Raw genomic sequence first — 1,456 nt, forward strand, 5'->3', positions numbered from 1 at the left:
GGTTAGACGGAAAGACCCCGTGCACCTTTACTATAGCTTTACATTGGCATTCGTAGCGGCATGTGTAGGATAGGTGGTAGGCTTTGAAGCCAGGGCGCCAGCCTTGGTGGAGCCACCCTTGAAATACCACCCTTATCGTTATGGATGTCTAACCGCGGCCCGTTATCCGGGTCCGGGACCGTGTATGGTGGGTAGTTTGACTGGGGCGGTCGCCTCCTAAAGAGTAACGGAGGCGCGCGATGGTGGGCTCAGACCGGTCGGAAATCGGTCGCTGAGTGCAATGGCATAAGCCTGCCTGACTGCGAGACTGACAAGTCGAGCAGAGACGAAAGTCGGTCATAGTGATCCGGTGGTCCCGTGTGGAAGGGCCATCGCTCAACGGATAAAAGGTACGCCGGGGATAACAGGCTGATGACCCCCAAGAGTCCATATCGACGGGGTTGTTTGGCACCTCGATGTCGACTCATCGCATCCTGGGGCTGGAGCAGGTCCCAAGGGTATGGCTGTTCGCCATTTAAAGCGGTACGTGAGTTGGGTTCAGAACGTCGTGAGACAGTTCGGTCCCTATCTGCCGTGGGTGTAGGAATATTGACAGGATCTGTCCCTAGTACGAGAGGACCGGGATGGACGTATCTCTGGTGGACCTGTTGTGGCGCCAGCCGCATAGCAGGGTAGCTATATACGGACGGGATAACCGCTGAAGGCATCTAAGCGGGAAACCCACCTGGAAACGAGTATTCCCCGAGAGCCGTGGAAGACGACCACGTTGATAGGCCGAGTGTGGAAGCGCAGCAATGTGTGAAGCTTATCGGTACTAATAGCTCGATCGACTTGATCGTTCTCATTCTCAATGTTCATTGAACCAGCGCTCACGCATGAGCGGGCCCAAGGGGCCCTATGCTCCGCGAGGGCGCCGGACGACCGGCGACGCGCAGTCGCGCTTGCGGGCTTCGCCCGAGGCGTGAAACGTCGCAACGCACATAAGGACAACTGGCCACGCCAGCAGCTTCTCGAACAACATGCACTTTGCCGACCTGGTGGTTATGGCGGAGCGGCTGCACCCGATCCCATTCCGAACTCGGCCGTGAAACGCTCCAGCGCTGATGGTACTTCGTCTCAAGACGCGGGAGAGTAAGTCGCCGCCAGGTCTGCCAAGTGCATGGAAATCTTCTCTTCACGACTAGGCCCGCACCAACGGGACCTGCGGGCCGCATCCCATCACCAATCGGGGCGCGGCCTTTTGCTTTGGCGGCAAATCCGCCCGGGCAGACCGGAAATCAGGGGCAGGCAGCGCCCCGTCCAGCCGCAGGAGCAGGGCTCCGAGGACGAACAGACAGCAAAAGTCCGGGCTGCCCGGCCAGCCAAAGCTGATACTTTGACGCGGGGTGGAGCAGCCCGGTAGCTCGTCAGGCTCATAACCTGAAGGTCGTTGGTTCAAATCCAACCCCCGCAACCA

At 58.9% G+C, this 1,456-nt stretch carries 1 tRNA gene and 2 rRNA genes (1 of these 3 running past the window's edge); all 3 read left to right on the plus strand.

What is annotated here, in order from left to right:
• Positions 1-839 (plus strand): 23S ribosomal RNA (locus tag C7441_RS23610); it begins 1,972 nt to the left of the window's first position.
• 194 nt (positions 840-1,033) lie between these two features.
• Positions 1,034-1,148: ribosomal RNA gene (gene rrf, locus C7441_RS23615) — 5S ribosomal RNA — on the plus strand.
• 231 nt (positions 1,149-1,379) lie between these two features.
• Positions 1,380-1,456: transfer RNA gene (locus C7441_RS23620), tRNA-Met, on the plus strand.

Origin of the sequence: Pseudaminobacter salicylatoxidans, from assembly GCF_003148475.1 — a bacterium.
Lineage (GTDB): Bacteria > Pseudomonadota > Alphaproteobacteria > Rhizobiales > Rhizobiaceae > Pseudaminobacter > Pseudaminobacter salicylatoxidans.